Below are 19,301 nucleotides of genomic sequence, written 5' to 3' on the forward strand. Positions count from 1 at the left end.
CGATTTCCAGCACAAAAGGGAACGCAGCAGAGGCAAGAAACGCAATCGCCGCCTGCGCAAGCCCACTCATGACGGCCCGCCGAGCCGCGGCGTCCGCGGCGCCAGCATGTCCTCGGCCGAGATCGTGCGCGCCTCCGAAGGCAGCATGATCGGGATACCGTCGCGCACCGGATAGGCGAGCTTCGCCACGCGCGAGACCAGCTCGCTGCGCTCGGGGTCCCAGGTCAGCGGCCCCTTGGTCAGCGGGCAGGCCAGCAGCTCCAGCAGCTTCGGGTCGACCTCGGCCTTCCGTCCGTCACGTCCGTCAGCCATGAACCCATTCCCGTACCGGCAACCTATTGCAGGCTTGGCCCAAATTCATCATCCTCGCGCGCCAGCGTTATTTCGGTGATGGCGATCAGCGTCTCGGCGCGCGTCTTCAGGTCCGGAGCTTCCAGCAGCGCCTGTTTCTCGGCCGGTCCATAGGGCGCCATCATCGACAGCGCGTTGACCAGCATGCCGTTTTCGGCGCGGCTGACGCTTTCCCAGTCGGCCTCGAGGTCGTTGGCTTGCAGATAGGCGCGAAACGCCTTGAGCAGCGCCGGCCGGTCGACCTCGGCGCCGGCCGGGTCTTCCTCGAGGTCGGCCAAAAACGGCCTGATCTTGCACTGCCGGAACGGCGCCTTTGCCGCGAGCTCCTGCACGATGCGAAACCGGCATACGCCCTGCAGCGAGATCAGGTAGCGCCCGTCGCCGGTCTCGGCGAGCGAGATGATGCGCCCGGCGCAACCGACGCTGCACAGCTCGGGCTCGCCGTCATCGCGCAATGCGCCGTCAAGGCTGGGCTGGACCATGCCGATCAGCCGCGAGCCGGCCATCGCCAGGTCGATCATCTGCAGGTAACGCGGCTCGAAGACGTTGAGCGGCATGCGGCCGCCCGGCAGAAGCAGCGCCCCGGCAAGCGGGAACACCGGGATTGCCGCCGGCAGATCCTTGGCAAGCCGATAGAGTGCGTTACCGACGCGCACCGCGACCCTCCCAAAGCAACGCCGGCAAGCGCATCAAGCTGCAATCTCCTCTCGCACCGGCAAACTCGCCTCTATCGGCATCCGGCCCCGCCCTTATCTGGCGCTGACGTCCCGCTGCGCAAGCCTGCCGGCCACGACAGCCGGCAAAAAATTCACGGCAATTCCGCGAAAAGTGCCTGGCGGTCAGGTTCGGCGACTTCGCCGTGGCCTCCCGTCCGGAATTGCGCAAAACCAAACTTAAAGCGGTTCGGCGATTCTGTGAAACGCCGAACCGCTCTAGGAAAACAGCAGCGACGAGAGCTTGCGGCGTGCCGCGAGCGTCGCCTCGTCGGTCATTCCCCAGGCCTCGAACAGTTTCAACAGCTGCGCCCTGGCGCCGTCGTCGTTCCAGGTCCGGTCGGCCTTGACGATCGCCAGCAGGTTGTCGGCGGCCGCGTTGCGCTCGCCGCGCGCGTTCTGGATCATCGCCAGGTCGAAGCGCGCCTGATGGTCGGCCGGGTCGGCGGCGAGCCGGCGCTCGAACTCGGCCGGGCTGCCGAGCGCGGCCGCTTCCGCGGCAAGCGTCATCTTGGCGCGCAGCGCCGCCAGCGCCGGCGCGTCCTTCTTGTCCTCGGGCGCCCGCGCCAGCACGGCTTCGGCGCCTTCCGCATCCCCGGCATCGAACAGGATCTCGCCCAGGCCCGCGACCGCCTCGATCGTCTCCGGCGCCTGCTCGAGGATCGCATCGTAGATGTCGGCAGCGGTCTGGACGTCGCCGGCCGTACGCGCCTCGGCCGCCGCGGCAAGCGCGTCCGCGATCTGCGGCGCGCCGCCGCCCTTGCCGCCGACCTTCTGGATGAACTGGGCGATCTGGCTTTCCGGAACAGCGCCCATGAAGCCGTCGACGGGCTGGCCGTCCTTGAAGGCGATGACGGCGGGGATCGACTGGATGCCGAGCTGGCCGGCGATCGAGGGATGATCGTCGATGTTCATCTTGACCAGCTTGACCTTGCCGCCGGCGTCCTTCACCGCCTTTTCGAGCTGCGGCGTCAGCTGCTTGCAGGGCCCGCACCATGGCGCCCAGAAGTCGACCAGCACCGGCTGGCGGCGCGATTCCTGGATGACGTCGGCGGCGAAGGTGGCGGTCGTGGTGTCCTTGATCAGGTCGGCCGCCGCCGGTGCGTCGCCGAGCGAAACCTTGGCGCGGTCGCCGCCGCCATATTGCACCATCTGGGCGTACTGGCCGCCATTACCGCCGAACGCGCCGCTATACGGATTGTCGTCACTCATATTCTCGCCCTTTCGGTCACGCTCTCGGGCGTCGGCGCCCGGCGCGTCATTGTCGGATTTCAAAAACCGCCTTCCATGTGGCGATCAGCCCCTGAGTTTCAAGGTAGTGGGACTTTCAAGGTCATGAGACCTTCAGGATAACAGGATCGTGGCCGGTTGCCTCGACGAATCTGATCAGGTCGGCGGCGGCGATCGAGGTCGTCGCCTCATTGGTCAGCGGGTGGCCGTTGATGACGTCGTGGCTCATCAACGCCTGGTCGAGCACGATCTTGACCTTTCCTTCCGTGTCGTTGATCAGGCCGAAAACGGTGACCGCGCCGGGGATGACGCCGAGCAGCTCCATCAGCATTTCCGGCTTGCCGAAGGACACCCGGCTGGCGGCGCCGATCAGGTGGTGGATCTGTTTCAGGTCGACCACGGCGTCCTCGCCGACGGTGACGAGGAAGTAATTGTCCTTCTTGTCCTTGAGGAACAGGTTCTTGGTGTGGCCGCCGGGGATTTCGCCGCGCAGGCCTTGCGAATCGGCGACCGTGAACAGCGGCGGGTGCCGCACCGTCGTGACGGCAATGCCGAGGTCGGCAAGAAAGGCGTTGAGCTCGGCTTCGGTCTTCGGCATCGGTCCTCGCGCGTTCGAACAGGGCTCATGCCGTTTACGGCCAACGGCGCCCCCGGGGCAAGGCTGCCGCAGCGATTCCAGGCAAGGCGAACGGCGGCTTTGCCCGGGACTCGCGACCTGCCCGGTTTTGGACACGCTTCGATGCTTTCGAAGCGAACTTCGCCGCGCGAGGGCTTCCCGCCAAAAGACCGTCATTTCCCTGTTGCAATCGCCGCGCTCTTCGGCCATATAGGCCCGGCTTGCGGCCCAAGGCCGCGCGAGCGGGTGTAGCTCAGGGGTAGAGCACAACCTTGCCAAGGTTGGGGTCGAGCGTTCGAATCGCTTCACCCGCTCCAGTTTTCTTAACGAAATCAAGCAAATAAATCGGCCACCTTCGGGTGGCCGATTTGCGTCTTGACCTTTGGTGTCCACCGGGTGACCACACAACATCGACAGAGTCAGGAATTTGCTATGAAGATCGCCGTCTTTTGTGGTTACAATTTTGGAGAAGGCCAGGAATTTAGGCGTGCGGCCACAGAGCTAGGAAGCGTTCTGGCTCAGAGGAAGATCGGTTTGATCTATGGTGGGGCAGCGGCGGGGCTGATGGGCTTGATCGCCGATGCTGCGCTCGCCGAGGGTGGCGAAGTTATTGGAATCATCCCAAAGGCGTTGCATGCACGAGAGGGTGCCCACCCATCACTAAGTGAATTAGTTGTGGTTCCTACCTTGCAGGATCGAAAAGATCGGCAGCGTGATTTGGCCGACGCCTTTATTGCGATGCCAGGAGGGCTAGGCACTATTGATGAGCTTATCTCATTCTGGGCCATGAACCAGCTTGGTGAAATGGATAAACCAATCGGTGTGTTGAATGTGTCGGGGTACTACGACAGCATTTTCTCTTTTTTTGCCCAGGCACAGGCACAGGGCTTCTTCACGGCAGGAAACAAGGCAGCTCCTACAGTAAACGACAATCCCACACAGTTAGTCGATGCTGTTGCATCCCGTATCCGCGTGACCTAACGCTCAGATCAGCTGGGGAGCCTGATCTCAAGTCGCTCTTTCTCGCAGGTCGTGCGCCAGGTCTCCCTAGAATTGGCACTCTCTGCTCGGGCCGCGTTGGTACCGCTCACATCGGGCTGCGCTCCGGGGTCACCCCGCCTGAAGCCCGTATCATTGGCCTTTTCGAGCGTGCACACCTTCCAAGCGGCATCAATGATGGCTTGGACACGGATCGCCTCCGCTCCACCATTTAATGCACCTTGTATCTCCTGGACGACTTTCCGGGTCTCCAAAAACGTAAAGTCGTTGATCTTGGCTTTAATAACTTTCTTTTCGGCGGGCTTTTTAAACATGCGTATGACGGTAGAAAGCGTGCTACCCCAACCCTCCGACACATTTGGTGTATCTGCAACAAGCTTCGAAGTCAGGTTTGGCTGCATCACTTGCAGCTGCATATCAAATCGACCACCTCGCCTGAAAGCCGCGTCAAAGCCAGTCAAATAGTTTGTCGCGAGAAGAAATACGATCTTCCTCTCTTTGTTTATCTCTGCAAGTTTCGGTAGCATCGCGGTCGTGATGAACCGAGATAAGATGTTATCGTTGCCCGCCCTATCGCGACCCATCTCGTCAAATTCATCCAGCAGGACAACTATTTGCTCAACTGCCAAGAGCATGTCGAATAGTCGGTTTGCCATGGGTTGGACGTTATCGATTCCCTCCTTAACGACGTAGGAAGGATCGACAGAAAGCAAGGGCCAATTCAGATAGGTGGAGACGATCTTAGCCAGCTCTGTTTTCGAGGTGCCGGGTGGCCCATAGAGGATCGCCGACATCGGCGTTGAACCCGGAAGCTTTCGCCCCTTTCCAACGCTGTCAGCGTCTCGCGCTATAGGGTACACAAATCTGGTGGCAAGCGACTTGATGAGGCTTTGCGGCTTCGCGGCAGCAGGATCGTTCAAGTCAGCATCCAGAAAGCCCGGGGCGAGGGAGCTGCCGTCATCATCGGCCGTCGGTCTTTTGGAGGCCTTCGGGGAACCTTGGTAAATAACCTTCAGCTCCCGGAAGACCGAACGGCGAATGGCCTCAGCCACAAGGCGCTCCAACGCAAATGCAAATTGATATACGGATGCCGTAGACCATGATTCGGCACCCCTCAGCTGCGGATGGTGACCCGACGCCCAAGCGATTTGCTTGCCTGGGTTGCTTGGGCTTAAATCGTAGTGTGTATTCTTAAGGTTGGCGACGGACCGCCGGAGCTGTGGGAGGTAAAGTAGAAGTTCATCTCTCAATGGCGCACAAGCTAACAATTGAGCGAGAACCTCATACTCGAAGCTATATGCGCTGCCGACGTCAGCATAGTGAAACATTGGGCTACTCGCCGGCCAAGTTCCGTCTTCCTTCTGGGAGTGAAAGAAAAGTGCCAGGGCGTGAGAGAAAATCTCTTTGTCCTCGGGAGTCGTGTCCTCATCCGGAATTGTGATCACCGATAAGATAATCGCGTATGCCAGCTGCAGGGGATCGGCGCTTCTACTCTTGGCAGTTATAAGCGCGATTTGCTTGAGGACTTCTGACCTGGACCAGGACTGAACATACCGTTTAATGTCGGGTGTAGACTTGCCACACCTTTCAACCACACGGTAGACCAGCTGTGTCAGGTAGGCAGAAGGCGGATACGGCCAAATCGAAATTGCGCCGGGCTTACTTCGCCTTTCTCGCTGCTTTTCGGGCGAAAGGGCCGCAAAATCGACTGCCAGATATCCTTCCGATAGGTACCCTGCGAGGAGCGGCGCTATCTTGGTTTCTATCTTTTCCAGATGTTGTGACGCGCCCTCATACTGGTCAGCAGCGTCGATGCAATCCAAGACCCCTTCGACCACGAAAGACAGAGAGAAGGGGTTATTTTCCCCAAGCTTTGCGCTGTTATTTTTAGATATCAGCTTACTAGCTGTCCTTGCTGTAAAAGTTGTCAGCTGGGCAGCGCGCGCCTCATGGCTTAGTGGCTTTTTCGGAGCCGCCCCCCCTTCCTGTGTCGGTCCAAGGGTTAGCTCCTTCCAACGGCCCGCCTTGACTAGCGACGAAACGCAGGTTGACGTACTTGCTAGGGAGTCTTTGTGCGACGTAGCAAGAAGGTGGCAAAACCCGTCTTGTTTATCGGTGATGTACCGCTCTAGAGTTGTTACGTGTGTGAGACTTACCTTGATCAGCTCACTGCGCAACTGCTCTAGGTCTGAGAATCCGTACTGCTCGGTCATGCTGAACTTAGCTTACCAGGCTGCGGCCAAAACCGGCACGGAGGAGCTTAGTCGTCACCTGAAACTGCCGCTCTGCGTCATTTCGACCGTTGCCCGACTTGCCATTCAAAGTATCTCCAAGATTTTCTAGCGCGGCAATTGACTGACCGACAACCCGTGTAGGGTCGAGAAGGACGTGCGACTGCGTGGTGACAGGCTTCGACCTTTCGCGAATGCTAGAGGTCAGGGCGCTAATTGACGGCACCCTCTTCACATATTGTCCAATAGTCACATCGAGAGCGCTATGCTCAGAGTAAACGGGAACCCCGAGCACAGCCGCAGCCATGATCTCACCGCTGGTTGACGCTCCCGTATACCCGTCGGGGCATACCACCCACAAAAAGTCTGAGGCCCGTATCGCCTCGAGATGACGATCTTGCACTAGCTTAATCGAACGGAGGCGATCACTCGCGACAAACAGAAAGTCGCCTATGTTGTCAACGACGCGCGGGTCTGATGGCGAAAGAACGTCAACGCCCGCAGCGCGCAGGCTGCCGACCGCGTCATAGATCGCACACATATGTCGATGAAAACTGCCAGAAACAGTTGCCCGTAGCATGGCCAAATCCTCCTAGTCTAAAGGCTCAGAAAGGTGTCTTCTGCGCCCTCACGCTTTCGCCCCGTCGAAAGCACCGTTCTCATGCCGCGCCTCACTATTGCTCTTGTCGCCTTGCTATCTGCAACGCTCCAGCGGGCACATAGTTCGGACACCCAAGCGGGTTGTGATTTGGACGCGTCATTCAGCCAATTGCCGGCAGCAAGCTGGACATATCGAGACCCGTCCTCTTTCACGCTCTCAAGGATCGGCAAAGCGATTTGCGGCGCACGCTTCAGCTCGACCAAGTGAATACCCCATACGCTTCGCGGTCTAGTAACTTCTACGGCGAAACGCCGAATGTTCGGGTTAGCGTCCTCGACCAAGACTGAAAGTAAACGCAAGCACTCGGGTAGATGTATTTGCAGATATGGACGAAATGCCATCCAAGCGGCCTCGCGAACGCTCATATTTGAATCTGCAGCGAATTGCTTCGTCAGAAAAAGCCGCTCACTAACCGAGCGAGGGACGGATGGATCATTGACTGCGTAGCAAGCCCACTGCCGCACCAAGTCGCTTCGATGCGTGGCAAGCGCGACGAAATCCGCATCATCTGCCCCAGAGGTCGAGCGCGCTATTGCACGCCCAGCCATCGCCAACCGCTTTGTGACCCCGAGACCGGCCATTTCGCCGCCAGCAAGCAGAAGCTCGTCCTTCAGTCGCGTCGAAGAGACTTTATTGGCGACTGAAATCGCGAGAGCTGACATGTCAGCGGCCAGCCACTCCATCAAATTTACGGTCTCGACGGAACCCTGTTCAAGCAGGCGCAAAACGTCACCGGGCACGTCACCTAAGCGGCGCGCGCCTTTTCGCGTGAGAAGGGTGTCCACGTGATTCACGTTGTAATTCTATTGAAGTTTGAGCATACTTACAATTTAAATCTCCGGAATCGAAACGCACGCCAATGCCTATCCCCAAGTCAGCATTGAACGGCTTCACGGCCCGACAGGTGCATGGCATTACCGGTCTTAGCGAACCTATGATCGAGTATTTGAGGCGTATGGACTATCTCCAGCCTTCCCATAGTCCTGGAAAACCGAGGCGCGGCATAGTCAGATTTTACTCGTATCGCGATCTGGTTATTGCGAGGCTGATTCAACGGCTACGCGAAACTGGGATAGAGCTTTCAAGGCTCAAACGTGCGTTGGAGTATCTTCGCTCAGACGAACCATGGGATGGTGACTCCCAGGACGACATCACGGGCCGTCTCAAGTGGTTGGTTTCTGACGGCAAAACGGTCTGGCTGAAAAGCCAAGACGGGTTCCTTGACTACCTAGCGCCGAAGGGTCAACGAGCGTTCGCATTCGTTGTGAGCATCAACGGCATAGGTAGTGAGGTGAAGGAGCGCCTTTCCGCCGACCAGCTACAGCACTTCACGATGCGAAACGAGGCTTTGATTTACAGGGAGGCCCCCACTGCAATTGCGTTAGAGCGGCCCCGACGTAGAAGCATCCGGCAAAGTGAAAAGTGACCGCTGGGGCCAGAGTTCTTGCTACATAGATTTCCTGGCAGCACGGCTTTGTGTTAGGGACGACTCAAAAATCCGCAGTCAGGGCTGCCATCGCCAAACCAGCTTCAGCTAAAGACAAAAGTTCCGATTGGCCGGGGCTACTCGTCCCTGTCGTGGTCGGCGGGTCCAGCTTAGGCTTCGAAAATCCGCCAAGCACTCGCTTGCGATTTGGGCGGGCGAGAAGGGCGGCACCGCACAGCCGATCTGCTTCACCATTTTGGCATCCTGCTCGTTCTTGCGCGTCAGAACCATGCGAAACTTGTCGATGGTCGGTGAATGAGAACTTCGGCAGGTTGGGGTCGAGCGTTCGAATCGCTTCACCCGCTCCAGTTTCCTCAAGGAAATCAAGCGCAATGAAAAAGGGCCGGATCGATCCGGCCCTTTTCATTTTGCCGCTGACATACGCTGCTGGACGCTCATGGCCGCCGCCTGGCCCCCGCTTGCGTGGATCATTTCGCGATTGCCCCTCGCACCGGAGATACGCTAACAACGGCAAGGCAGGCCTTGGCGGGGCGCTTGTCGCGTAACGCAGGCACGCTTGCCGCAGTATCTGGCCTGAACAGGCTCCATACCCATGACCTTTCCTCTCTCATCAACGGTTACTCGGTGCGCCGCGATTGTCGATCCGGTCACCACGGGGGCGTGCGCTGCGCAGGTGCCGCGTGTACCAGCCTGATTGCTCACAGGCCGATTTGGAGGCCCGCAACGGGCTGGCGGAGGCGCTCTCGCCTCTATTGCAGGGTTTTGTTCGGGCTCCCTCCGGATCGGGGCCTGCTGAAGCGATTCATGGCTTGTTCGCACGTTTCAAGCGCCGTTTCGCCGAGCCGGCGGGGCACTGGGCGCAGAATAACCTTGCGGCGCACCGGACCATGGTCGAGACCATTTTCTATCCTTTCGGCGGCCCGGACCTGCTGTTCCCCCTTCACCTTTTCCCGCAAGCTCGGGAATATATCCTGGTTGGCGCCGAACCATGCGGTCCCTGGCCGCTCGCGGAAAGACCGGACGACTTCGCGTTGGCCGGCATAGTGGACATCTTGCGGCACTATCTCGACTGCTCCTATTTCGTCACCAAGGACCTGCGATCGCAGCTGACGAGCAGCAGCATAGGGGGCGTCCTGCCGCTCCTGATCGCGCAGATCGCCCATGCCGGGCTGCCGCTGCACCGGATCGATCCCGTCGACGGCACGGGGATCCATATCCTGTTCGGTGACCGGGCGGCGCCAATCCGCCTCACCTATTTCCAGCAGGACCTTCGCGACGAACACTGGGCGCGCGAGAGTCCGCTCAGCCGTCACCTCGGGGCCGCGCGCCGCTTGGCGACCTTTGTGAAGAGCGCGAGCTATCTCCTGCACGAACCGCCCTTCGAGCGGCTTCGCGGTCTTCTGCGGGAACGGACCGATGTCCTGGTGCAGGATCCAAGCGGCATCCCCTACCGCCTGTTGCGCGACTGGGGATGGCATATCGAGCTGCACGGACGCTTTGTCGCCGATATTCCGGTGTTCGCGAAATATGATCAGTCGGAGCTGGCCGCGGCCTATGGCGACAGGGGCGACGGTCCGGTCCTGCCCTTCGGGATCGGCTATCTCAACGACGCCGCAAGGGCCGGCCTTATCGTCGCCGTGCCTCCGTGCCGCTTATAGGGGCCGGCATGCGGCTCCTGATGACCCAACGCGAGCTTGTCGACTTCCACGGGTCGGAGATGGTCACGGTCGAGGTCGCCCGTGAAATGGCCGAGCGCGGCCACGAAATCACGGTTTTCAGCCCTCGTCTCGGCGGTGTCGCCAAACTGCTCTGGCCAAGCGGCGTGCGTGTGGTATCCCGCCTGGACGACGTGCCGTGGACCCCGGACCTGATCCACGCCCACCATCATCTGCCGGCCATGGCGGCCATGGCGCGCTTCGAAACAACGCCTGCCGTCTACTATTGTCACGGCGCCATACCATGGGTGGAGCAGCCGCCCATGCACCAGCGCATCCACTGCTACGTGATGATGTGCGAATGGATGGTGCGACGCGCCATCGCCGAGTTCGATCTCGATCCCGGGCGTGTTTCCTGCGTGCCGAACTTTGTCAACACGACGCGCTTCTCCGAGGTGCGCGCGCCGCCTCGGGAGATGCGCCGGGCGCTGCTCTTCCAGAGCAGTGGCCTGCCCGCGATCGAGCTTTCGCAACTGGAATCCGGTTGTGCCGCGCTCGGTCTCCAACTCGACAAGATCGGCGCGGCCTATGGCAACAGCCAACCCCGGCCGGAGATGCTGCTGCAGCAATATGATCTCGTCTTCGCAAGCGGCAAATCCGCGCTGGAAGCAATGGCGACCGGTTGCGCGGTGATGACGCTGGCGCCGACCCAGGCCGGTGGACTGGTGACCATGGAGAACTTCGACCGCGGCTCCTTCTTGAATTTCGGACCCCGCTACTACAGCGGCGCGACGCCGATCAACGAGGCATGGCTGCGCCGGGAGCTTGCTCTCTATTCGTCGGAGGACGCGGCCCAGGTGACGGCAAAGGTGCGGCGCGAACGAACCCTCCAGATTGCGGTCGACGGGCTGGAAGCCCTTTATCGAAAAGCGCTGGAATCCGGTGTGCCGGAGCCGGCGGTGGGTCCGTTCGCGCCCTATCTCGAACGCCTGGCAAGCGAGGTTGACGCGATGTGGCTGGAGAGGGAAAGCTTGCCGGCGCTGCGCGGGCGCATCGCTTATCTGGAAAGGAAGCTCGCGCGGAGATGGCCGTCTCGTCTCAAAAAAATCATCAAATCCATCTCGCGCAAACGTGGGCATGAATAGGGCAGCGCGTCTTGGCGCCGCGCATGGCCCGAAAAACGTCGCCGCCTGAACCGATCGCCTTTGCGCCTTCCGTCACGGACTTCCCGCAAAATGGATCAAGCAGATGGATCACGCGATATTTCTCCCGGGTAGTAGCATTCGCCACCCCGAAGATATCGGCGACCCATCAGACTTGGGTCGCATGCCGAAGGGACTGTAGAGCCTCTTTTGCCGGGCGCCCGACAACTATATGTTGAGCGAAAGTGCCGGAATTGATCCGGCCGGGCCAGTCTCGCGGGGACCATTCCCGCAAGTCGTTACGTTGGGGCATAGCTAAACAAAACGGCCATGAGGTTCACAGCCTTACAGGATCCGTGCGGCCAATGGATGGTGTACGATCTGCGGTCCGGTTGCCCGGCACAGATGCCGGACATGGTGCTGCTGGGTCTCACGCGCGAGCAAGCGGAGGAGTTCGCCAGCCAGGCGAATGAACTCCTCTCGACACCGCGGCCGGCGGCACTTTCCCGATATTCCAGCCTTTTATCGATACTTTACTGGCCTGCGTCGGAACAATCGGACTCTGTTTCAACTTCCATGCGTGTCGCGGGAGCGCGCTGCGGTTCCGGGGCAAACACGTGGGCCAAACAAAGACTTAGGCCGGTCAGCGATTCTGTGAACACCGAGCCCGCTTTAGCTACGCTGAAACAAGGAGCGTCAACGCGGTTCGCAGCGATGCGGGATCCGTGCGACGACTGGCTTGTGTGTGATCTGGCTTTCGACATCCCGGCGGAGATGGTCGGCCGGCCGCTGATCGGCTTGACGCGCGGCGAAGCCGAGCAACTTGCCGACCTAGCCAATGCCGGGCTTGGCGGACAGACTGCCAGTTCGCCGATCCCGTTCGCCAGCGTCGCCTGAAGACCCCGGCCCGCGCATTGGCGATTCAACGCCCGTTCACATCGGATAACGTTTGCGTTCCACCCTCGTTTCAACGCCGGGGCGGCTTCTATATGTCTGCTTTGGGCCGAGAAACGCCGACGGTGAGGCCAGCACCGCGACACGACGCGACAGGACGGCCCGTTTCGGAAAAGCGGTTTTGCCGCTTCTTCCATCGCAGGGAGATGTCATCATGCGTTCTTTCATCCCAAAACTCATTGCGGCCGCCTCGATCTTCGCGGCCATACCGCTTTCCAGCGCCTATGCCGTGCACCGCCACCATAGAGCCGCGGTCGACACGACAACCACGGCGTCAGTGCCGATGGATCCGGAGGCGAGAGCCGCAACGGAGCAGCTGCTTGGTGTCAAGCAAGGTATCCGCAACGCCAGGGAGCTCGGCAAGATCTCTGAAGGCAAGGCCCGCGAGCTGATGCAGCAGGCCGATAGCATCCAGCGCGGCGGATCGGCGATCGGGCAGATCAACGAGCTGGATCAGCGGCTTCAGGACGCCACCGGCCAGGGAACCTATATGGGCGACGGCTCGGACGGCGGCTATTATCCGAACGGCTGACGAACATGCGTTCTTCGCAAAGCGGCTGCCGGTGTGATCGGGCCTTCCCAGGCTTCACACCGGCGCTGCCGCACAATGCCGCTGCAGCGACGGCCCCGGCATCCGTCATACCAGGCTACGCTCTTTGGCGGTCTTCGCTTTCTCCGCAATGCGCAATCCCGTCGCCTGACGCTCTTTGGGCCGCCGGTCGTCCCGGCCCTCGCGAATCTGTGATGTGACGGAGGGGCCGGCCGGCCCCTCGACTACGCCAGCCGCGCCCGCGTCGTCCGCGGCGTCGCCAAGAGCAGACTTGTCTCGCTCCCCGTTATGCCGGGGATCAGCCTTATGCGCCGCAGTACTGCGTCGAAATCCGTCAGCGTGGCGGTGCCGAGCTCGACCACCAGGTCCCAGCGGCCGTTTGTGGTATGAATGGTCGAGACCTCGGCGAGGCCGCCGAGCGCCTTGACGACGCGGTCGGCGGCATGGCCCTCGATCTCGATCGTCATCACGCCGCGTATCTTCTGATCGACCGCGTCGGCGCGCAGCACCACCGTGTAGCCGATGATCTCACCGGACTTTTCCAGCCGCTCCATGCGCGACCTGACCGTGGCGCGTGACACGCCGAGATCGATGGCGAGGTCGGATACGCTGCGCCGAGCATCATGCCTCAGCAGCGTCACCAGCTTCTCGTCGAGAGCGTCCATGGCTTTCCATTTCGATCAAATCATTTGACCAATATGATAGATTAGTCTTCTCGAAATGCCAATTTTCGCTGTTCAAACCGCCAGCGGGCGATGGTTCACTCCTTCGATCAATCGCAAGGTGAGAAAAAATGCGCTGCAGGATCGTCGGCGCGCCGGTGCAGGACGGCGCGGGCAGGATGGGATGCGAAATGGGGCCGAGCGCGCTGCGCACGGCGGGGCTGGTCTCGGTGCTGGCCGAGCTCGGCCACGAGGTCGAGGACTGGGGCGCGGTCGAGAAGGCCGCGGCGCGGCCCGTGGTCCACGGCAACCTGGCGCTGAAGGCGCTGCCGGAGATCTCCGCCTGGACGGCGGCGATCGCCGAGACCGCCTACGCCGCTTCCAGGGACGCCATGCCGATCTTCCTCGGCGGCGACCATTCGATCTCCGCCGGCACCGTGTCCGGCGTGGCGCGCCGCGCTGCCGAGCGCGGCCGGCCGCTCTTCGTGCTGTGGCTCGACGCGCATCCCGATTTCCACACGCTCGACACCACCACCAGCGGCAATCTGCATGGGGTGCCGCTCGCCTATGCCAGCGGCCAGACCGGCTTCAAAGGCTATTTCCCGGATCTGCCGCAAGCCGTCGATCCGGCCCGCATCTGCGCCATCGGCCTGCGCAGCGTCGACCCGGCCGAGCGCCGCGCGCTCACTGAAGCCGGCGTCACCGTGCATGACATGCGCGCCATAGACGAGCACGGCATCGCGCCCTTGCTGCGCGCCTTCCTGGCCCGTGTCGAGAAGGAGAACGGGCTCTTGCATGTCAGCCTCGACGTCGATTTCCTCGACCCTTCGATCGCGCCCGCCGTCGGCACCACGGTGCCCGGCGGCGCCACCTTCCGCGAGGCGCATCTGGTGATGGAGATGCTGTCCGACAGCGGTCTGGTTTCGAGCCTCGACCTGGTCGAATTGAACCCGTTCCTCGACGAGCGCGGCCGCACCGCGACCCTGATGGTCGACCTCACCGCCAGCCTGATGGGCCGCCGCATCATGGACCGCCCGACCCGCAGCCACTCCGGAAGCCTCTGACCATGACCCAGCCTTCGCGCCTTGCCATCGTTCCCTTCGTCAGCGTCGACCGCATGATGAAGCTCGTGCTCGCCATCGGCGTCGAGCGCTTCCTGACCGAGCTCGCCGCCTATATCGAGGAGGATTTCCGCCGCTGGGAGCTGTTCGACAAGACCCCGCGCATCGCCTCGCACAGCCATGACGGCGTCATCGAGCTGATGCCGACCAGCGACGGCAAGATGTACGGCTTCAAATATGTCAACGGCCATCCGAAGAACATGCGCGAGGGCCGCCAGACGGTCACCGCCTTCGGCGTGCTCGCCGATGTCGGCTCCGGCTATCCGATGCTCTTGACCGAGATGACCATCTTGACGGCGCTGCGCACCGCCGCCACCTCCGCCGTCGCGGCCAAATACCTGGCGCCGAAGGGCGGCCAAGCCATGGCCATCATCGGCAACGGCGCCCAGTCGGAGTTCCAGGCCATCGCCTTCAAGGCGCTGCTCGGCATCGACCGGCTGCGGCTCTATGACATCGACCGCCAGGCTTCCGAAAAATGCGCCCGCAACCTCGCCGGCAAGGGTTTCGACATCACCATCTGCGCGACAGGACAGGATGCCGTGGAAGGCGTCGACATCATCACCACGGTGACCGCCGACAAGCAGTACGCCACCATCCTCACCGACAACATGGTCGGCTCCGGCGTCCACATCAATGCCGTCGGCGGCGACTGCCCCGGCAAGACCGAACTGCACCGCGACATCCTCCTGCGCTCCGACATCTTCGTCGAGTTCCCGCCGCAGACCCGCATCGAGGGCGAGATCCAGCAGCTCGACGCCGATCATCCGGTGACCGAGCTGTGGCAGGTGATGACCGGGAAGGCTGAGGGCCGCAAATCGGCCAAGCAGATCACGCTGTTCGATTCCGTCGGCTTCGCCACGGAAGATTTTTCCGCGCTGCGCTACGTCCGCGACCAGCTCCAGGCCACCGGCCTCTACGAGGAGCTCGACCTGCTCGCCGACCCCGACGAGCCGCGCGACCTGTTCGGGATGCTGCTGAGGGCGGCCGTGCAGCCGGCGGCTTGAAGCCAATCGCATAGGGCGTCCCCCTCTCCGTCTTAATGTAGCGCTGGTCGACCCCCACTCCGTCTCGGCTTCGCCGAGCCACCTCTCCCCCGTTCGACGGGGGAGAGGAAAGGCGCCAAGCTTCTTGCCGTCAACGCTCGTCCAGCAACGCTCCCTTCCTTTCCCTCCGGAGGGGGGAAAGGTGGCGCTGCGAAGCAGCGACGGATTGGGGGAACCACCTGGCAATCAAGCCTCCGCCTGATCAGTCACGCCAGTCACAGAAGGTGTGCATAGCAGTGGGGGAGAGGTGGATCGGCGCGCAGCGCCGAGACGGAGCGGGGGCTGGCGCCGGCGACGACAATTGCCAGCACTACCGCCGCGCCGCGCAGCTTTCCCTTTCGACCAGCACCGGCGCCAGCACCTCGCGGCGCGAGGGCGCGGCCGGATCGCCGAGCCGCTCCAGCAGCAGGCTCACCGCCCGCGTGCCGATCTTTTCGACCGGCTGCGCGATCGTCGTCAGCGGCGGCCAGGTGGTGACGGCATAGGGGATGTCGTCGAAGCCGACCATCGACATGTCGTCGGGAACCCGCAATCCGCGCGAGCGCAGCACGGTCAGCGCGCCCATCGCCATCAAATCGTTGCAGGCAAACAGCGCCGTGATGTCGGGCGCCTGCGCCATCAGCTGCTCCATCGCCAGCCGGCCGCCGGCGAAATGATAGTCGGAATCGACGATCGAGGACGGCGGCAGCTCGAGGCCTGCCTCCTCGAGCGCGCGGACAAAGCCGCGCAGGCGGGCGGGGCTGGAGCTCGAATCGCGCGGCCCGCCGATGACGCCGATCTTCCGGTGACCGAGCCCCGCCAGGTATCTGCCGGCGAGATAGCCGCCATGGTCGTGGTCGACCAGCACGGAATCGACATTGACCGACTGGATCTCGCGGTCGAGCAGCACCGCCGGCACGCTGGGCAGGAGGCGGGCGAAGACCCGCGCGTGGTCGGACGAGCCGGCGAAGATCAGCCCGTCGATCTGCTTGGCCATCAGCACCGAGAGATAGCGCTCCTCCTTCTCGGCATTGCCGTCGGAGTTGCACAGGATCACCGTGTAGCCGGAGACGAAGCCGGCATCCTCGATCTGCCGCGCGACGCTGGCGAAGAACGGATTGGAATTGTCCGGAAGCAGCAGGCCGATGGTCTTGGTCTCGCCGCGCCGCAGGCTCCGCGCCACCGAGTTCGGGCTGTAGCGCAGCGCCGCGATCGCGGCGCGCACGCGCTCTGCCGTCTCCGGCTCGACATGGCGGGTATGGTTCATCACATGCGAGACGGTAGCGACGGATACCCCCGCATGGCGCGCGACATCGGCGATCGTCGTCATGGCCCGTTCCCCTCAGCGGATCCTCCGCAACAGCCTCTCCCGGTACGCGTCTAGGATGACCGCGAGCACGATGACAAGGCCGATTACGATGGGTTTGAAATTGTCGCCGACGCCGAGCAGCTGCAATCCGGTGGAGAGCACCTGCAGGATGCAGGCGCCGACCAGCGTGCCGATGATCGAGCCCTTGCCGCCGCTGAGGCTGGTTCCGCCGATGATGACGGCGGCGATCGCGTTGAGCTCGTAGCCGACGCCGGCGATCGGGCTGCCGATGTTGAGGCGCAACAGATAGACCATGGCCGCGATGCCGGCGGTGAGCCCGCTGATGGTGAAGGCGGCGACCTTGTAGAAATCCGGGTTGTGGCCCGACAGCCGCACCGCCTCGTCATTGGTGCCGACGGCGAAGATCATGCGGCCGAAGACGGTGAAGCGCAGCACGAACCAGCCGGCCGCGATCACCAGCACCGCGACCAGGAAGATCGACGGCAGGAAGCCGCCGATGATCAGATTGCCGAAATCGACGAAACTCTGCGGCAGGCCGGTGATGGTCGAATTGTCGCTGACGACGCGGGCAGCGCCCGCGGCCATGTTGAGCATGCCGAGCGTGACGATGAAGGACGGGATCTTCCAGCGCGTCGAGATCCAGCCGTTGAGGAAGCCGCACACCGCGCCCGTCGCCATGCAGGCGAGCAGCGCCAGCGTGATTGCGACGGCCGGCGACAGGCTCTCGTCGATCATCACGGTGGCGCCGACGACCGTGCACAGCGCCAGCACCGAGCCGACCGAAAGATCGATGCCGCCGGTCAGGATGACGAAGGTCATGCCGGCCGCCAGCACCGTGTTGATGGCGATCTGCACGAAGATCTTCAGCGCGTTGCCGGAGGTGGCGAAATAAGGCGCGGTCGCCGAGAAGAACAGCGTGATCAGCACCAGCGCCAGCAACACGCCGGCATCGCGCACGAGGAAGCGCAGGAATTTTGCCCTTGCGGGAGAAACCGGCGCCGCCACGGCTATCTCGGACGTCTCGCTCATGGTCGCACATACTCCTGATAGGCGAGCGACAGGATACGCTCCTGGTCGAATTCGGATCGCGGCACTTCGCCGACGATCCTGTTCCTGGAAAAGACGATGATGCGGTGGCACATGCCCATCAATTCGGGCAGGTCGGACGACACCATGATGATGCCCTTCTGCTGCGCCGCCAGCATCCACAGCAGCTGGTAGATCTCGCGCCGCGCGCCGATATCGACGCCGCGCGTCGGCTCGTCGAGGATCAGCGTCGAGGTGCCGCGGAACAGCCATTTGGCCAGAACCACCTTCTGCTGGTTGCCGCCGGAAAGGTTGCGCACCGCCTGCTCGATCGAGTTCGCCTTGACGCGCAGCTGGCCGACCAAATCGTTTGCCGCCGCGCTCTCCGCCCGGCGGTTGAGCAGCCCGTTGCGCGAAACCTTGGCGAGATCGGTGATGGTGATGTTCTTGTCGACGGCCATGTCGAGCAGCAGGCCCTGGCCCTTGCGGTCCTCGGTGAGCAGGCTCAAGCCGTGCCGCACCGCGTCCTTGGGCGCGGCGATCGCCACCGGCTTGCCGTCGATCTCGACGACGCCGTCGAGCTTGGGATCGGCGCCGAACAAGGCGCGCATGGCCTCGGTGCGGCCGCTGCCGACCAGGCCGGCGACGCCGAGGATCTCGCCATGGCGCACGTCGAAGGAAATGGCGGGCGTCGCGGCGTCGCGCTTCAGATTGGCGACGCTGAGCGCGACCCTGCCCGGCACGATCGAAGCGTCGAAACCATATTCATCGGCGATGTCGCGGCCGATCATCATGCGCACCAGGTCGGGCACGGTGAGGCCCTCAAGATCGCGGGTCGCGACCAGCCTGCCATTGCGCAACACCGTCACCCGGTTGCCGATCTCGAACACCTCGTGCAGCCGGTGCGAGATGTAGATGATGGTGACGCCCTTGGCCTTGAGCCGCTTGATGATGGAAAACAGCCGTTCGATCTCGGGCGGCGTCAGCGTCGCCGTCGGCTCGTCGAGCACCAAGAGCTTCGAGTCATAGCTCAGCGCCTTGGCGATCTCGACCAGCTGCATCTGCGCCACGCCCAAGGCCTCGACGCGCGTGCGCGGATCGATGTCGAGGCCGACTTCCTTGAGCAGCGCCACGGCGCGGTTGTTGAGCGCCTTGCGGTCGACGATGCCGAAGGCGCGGCGCGGCAGGCTTTCCAGCATCAAATTCTCGGCGATGCTGAGATAGGGCAAAAGGTTCAGTTCCTGGTGCACGATGCGGATGCCGCTTTGCTGCGCGTCATGCGGCGTCTTCGGCTGGTAGGGCTGGCCATTGAAGGCGATCTTGCCCGAGTCCGGCTGGTAGATGCCGGCCAGGAGCTTGATCAGCGTCGACTTGCCGGCGCCGTTCTCGCCCAGGATGATATGGGTCTCGCCGCGCGCGATCGACAGCGACACATCGCTCAGCGCGACGGCGCCGGGAAAGATCTTTCCGACCCCTTCAAGGGAAAGAATCACGTCGTTCATGCGGCAATCCTGAACAGCGCTCTTCTACCGCAACGGCGGTACGAGCGCGCGGTCATCGTCGCCGGCGGGTGGCCGGCGACGATGACGAG

General features: G+C 62.3%; 18 protein-coding genes and 1 tRNA gene. 8 read left to right on the top strand and 11 right to left on the bottom strand.

Features of this window, described 5'->3' with window-relative positions; all coding sequences use genetic code 11:
* Positions 1 to 66: 66 nt before the first annotated feature.
* From FJ414_RS25845 to FJ414_RS25860, 4 genes are all read right to left on the bottom strand, one after another.
* Positions 67 to 312, bottom strand: coding sequence for a Trm112 family protein (locus FJ414_RS25845; protein WP_140647205.1), 246 nt, complete (start codon positions 310 to 312; stop codon positions 67 to 69).
* Between the two features lie 23 nt (positions 313 to 335).
* The gene (locus FJ414_RS25850; protein WP_140647206.1) at positions 336 to 1,007 is read right to left on the bottom strand and encodes an LON peptidase substrate-binding domain-containing protein; all 672 of its coding nucleotides are present in this window, start codon (positions 1,005 to 1,007) and stop codon (positions 336 to 338) included.
* 276 nt (positions 1,008 to 1,283) lie between these two features.
* Complete coding sequence (trxA, locus tag FJ414_RS25855; protein WP_140647247.1) at positions 1,284 to 2,276, bottom strand: thioredoxin; 993 nt, start codon at positions 2,274 to 2,276, stop codon at positions 1,284 to 1,286.
* A gap of 121 nt (positions 2,277 to 2,397) precedes the next feature.
* The gene (locus tag FJ414_RS25860; protein ID WP_140647207.1) at positions 2,398 to 2,892 is read right to left on the bottom strand and encodes a prolyl-tRNA synthetase associated domain-containing protein; all 495 of its coding nucleotides are present in this window, start codon (positions 2,890 to 2,892) and stop codon (positions 2,398 to 2,400) included.
* Positions 2,893 to 3,152: 260 nt separating this feature from the next.
* On the opposite strand from FJ414_RS25860, the gene FJ414_RS25865 reads away from it, so the two are divergent.
* Together FJ414_RS25865 and FJ414_RS25870 are read left to right on the top strand one after the other, a co-directional pair.
* A tRNA-Gly gene (locus FJ414_RS25865) sits at positions 3,153 to 3,227 on the top strand.
* A gap of 115 nt (positions 3,228 to 3,342) precedes the next feature.
* Positions 3,343 to 3,891, top strand: a complete 549-nt coding sequence (locus FJ414_RS25870) for a TIGR00730 family Rossman fold protein (RefSeq protein ID WP_140647208.1) — start codon at positions 3,343 to 3,345, stop codon at positions 3,889 to 3,891.
* Positions 3,892 to 3,899: 8 nt separating this feature from the next.
* Here FJ414_RS25870 and FJ414_RS25875 read toward each other — a convergent pair whose 3' ends face one another.
* The 3 genes from FJ414_RS25875 to FJ414_RS25890 all read right to left on the bottom strand — a co-directional run bounded on the left by FJ414_RS25875 (position 3,900) and on the right by FJ414_RS25890 (position 8,654).
* Complete coding sequence (locus FJ414_RS25875) at positions 3,900 to 6,122, bottom strand: ATP-binding protein (RefSeq protein WP_140647209.1); 2,223 nt, start codon at positions 6,120 to 6,122, stop codon at positions 3,900 to 3,902.
* Between the two features lie 615 nt (positions 6,123 to 6,737).
* The gene (locus FJ414_RS25880) at positions 6,738 to 7,586 is read right to left on the bottom strand and encodes a DNA alkylation repair protein (RefSeq protein ID WP_140647210.1); all 849 of its coding nucleotides are present in this window, start codon (positions 7,584 to 7,586) and stop codon (positions 6,738 to 6,740) included.
* A gap of 705 nt (positions 7,587 to 8,291) precedes the next feature.
* The gene (locus tag FJ414_RS25890; protein ID WP_140647212.1) at positions 8,292 to 8,654 is read right to left on the bottom strand and encodes a hypothetical protein; all 363 of its coding nucleotides are present in this window, start codon (positions 8,652 to 8,654) and stop codon (positions 8,292 to 8,294) included.
* A gap of 274 nt (positions 8,655 to 8,928) precedes the next feature.
* On the opposite strand from FJ414_RS25890, the gene FJ414_RS25895 reads away from it, so the two are divergent.
* The 4 genes from FJ414_RS25895 to FJ414_RS25910 all read left to right on the top strand — a co-directional run bounded on the left by FJ414_RS25895 (position 8,929) and on the right by FJ414_RS25910 (position 12,531).
* Positions 8,929 to 9,906: a hypothetical protein gene (locus tag FJ414_RS25895; RefSeq protein WP_140647213.1), complete on the top strand. Its 978-nt coding sequence runs from the start codon at positions 8,929 to 8,931 to the stop codon at positions 9,904 to 9,906.
* Positions 9,907 to 9,914: 8 nt separating this feature from the next.
* The gene (locus FJ414_RS25900) at positions 9,915 to 11,048 is read left to right on the top strand and encodes a glycosyltransferase family 4 protein (RefSeq protein ID WP_140647214.1); all 1,134 of its coding nucleotides are present in this window, start codon (positions 9,915 to 9,917) and stop codon (positions 11,046 to 11,048) included.
* Between the two features lie 366 nt (positions 11,049 to 11,414).
* Positions 11,415 to 11,942, top strand: a complete 528-nt coding sequence (locus FJ414_RS25905) for a hypothetical protein (RefSeq protein WP_140647215.1) — start codon at positions 11,415 to 11,417, stop codon at positions 11,940 to 11,942.
* A gap of 211 nt (positions 11,943 to 12,153) precedes the next feature.
* The gene (locus FJ414_RS25910) at positions 12,154 to 12,531 is read left to right on the top strand and encodes a hypothetical protein (RefSeq protein WP_140647216.1); all 378 of its coding nucleotides are present in this window, start codon (positions 12,154 to 12,156) and stop codon (positions 12,529 to 12,531) included.
* A 242-nt stretch (positions 12,532 to 12,773) separates the two neighbouring features.
* Here the strand turns inward: FJ414_RS25910 and FJ414_RS25915 are convergent, their stop codons facing one another.
* Entirely contained in the window at positions 12,774 to 13,214 is a 441-nt protein-coding gene (locus tag FJ414_RS25915; RefSeq protein WP_095769871.1) for an Lrp/AsnC family transcriptional regulator, read from the bottom strand.
* 128 nt (positions 13,215 to 13,342) lie between these two features.
* Between FJ414_RS25915 and rocF the strand changes: the two genes are divergently transcribed.
* On the top strand, positions 13,343 to 14,275 hold the full coding sequence (rocF, locus tag FJ414_RS25920; RefSeq protein ID WP_140647217.1) for an arginase: 933 nt from the start codon (positions 13,343 to 13,345) through the stop codon (positions 14,273 to 14,275).
* A 2-nt stretch (positions 14,276 to 14,277) separates the two neighbouring features.
* On the top strand, positions 14,278 to 15,336 hold the full coding sequence (locus FJ414_RS25925; protein ID WP_140647218.1) for an ornithine cyclodeaminase: 1,059 nt from the start codon (positions 14,278 to 14,280) through the stop codon (positions 15,334 to 15,336).
* A gap of 349 nt (positions 15,337 to 15,685) precedes the next feature.
* On the opposite strand, the gene FJ414_RS25930 is transcribed toward FJ414_RS25925, so the two are convergent.
* The 3 genes from FJ414_RS25930 to FJ414_RS25940 are packed head-to-tail and all read right to left on the bottom strand — an operon-like array spanning position 15,686 to position 19,212.
* Positions 15,686 to 16,684 (bottom strand): substrate-binding domain-containing protein, encoded by a 999-nt coding sequence (locus FJ414_RS25930; protein ID WP_140647219.1) that lies wholly within the window; start codon positions 16,682 to 16,684, stop codon positions 15,686 to 15,688.
* Positions 16,685 to 16,696: 12 nt separating this feature from the next.
* On the bottom strand, positions 16,697 to 17,713 hold the full coding sequence (locus FJ414_RS25935) for an ABC transporter permease (RefSeq protein WP_140647220.1): 1,017 nt from the start codon (positions 17,711 to 17,713) through the stop codon (positions 16,697 to 16,699).
* A complete protein-coding gene (locus tag FJ414_RS25940; protein WP_140647221.1) occupies positions 17,710 to 19,212 on the bottom strand; it encodes a sugar ABC transporter ATP-binding protein in 1,503 nt (500 codons plus the stop codon). The genes FJ414_RS25935 and FJ414_RS25940 overlap by 4 nt, the downstream gene beginning before the upstream one ends.
* Positions 19,213 to 19,301: the final 89 nt, after the last annotated feature.

This window comes from Mesorhizobium sp. B3-1-6, assembly GCF_006439555.1.
Classification (GTDB): Bacteria; Pseudomonadota; Alphaproteobacteria; order Rhizobiales; family Rhizobiaceae; genus Mesorhizobium.